The following is a 238-nucleotide window of genomic DNA, read 5'->3' as shown; positions in this document are numbered from 1 at the left end:
AGTATCAGGGTTATTAGTAAGCACCTGAGCCAGTTTATCTAAATTGGTAACTGATGTAGGTCTGAGGTTTGAAGAGTCAAAATCAAAGTTTACAATACTTTCGCTCATGGTAACTTTAATACCGTCTCCTACTCTTTCTACTTCAGCACCTGGCAACGTTTCTTTAATTTCTTTAGCCTGTTTATCCATTTTGTTACCGATAACATTACCTGCAACACCACCGATAATACCTCCTAAC

1 pseudogene is annotated in these 238 nt (G+C 37.8%); it reads right to left on the bottom strand.

From position 1 onward, the window contains the following. A pseudogene (locus SCA31_RS25430) lies at positions 1-238 on the bottom strand (hypothetical protein); the annotation flags it as partial.

Origin of the sequence: Chryseobacterium sp. SIMBA_028 (assembly GCF_046535285.1) — a bacterium.
Taxonomy (GTDB): Bacteria; Bacteroidota; Bacteroidia; order Flavobacteriales; family Weeksellaceae; genus Chryseobacterium.
This window is presented reverse-complemented; position numbering and strand designations above follow the sequence as displayed.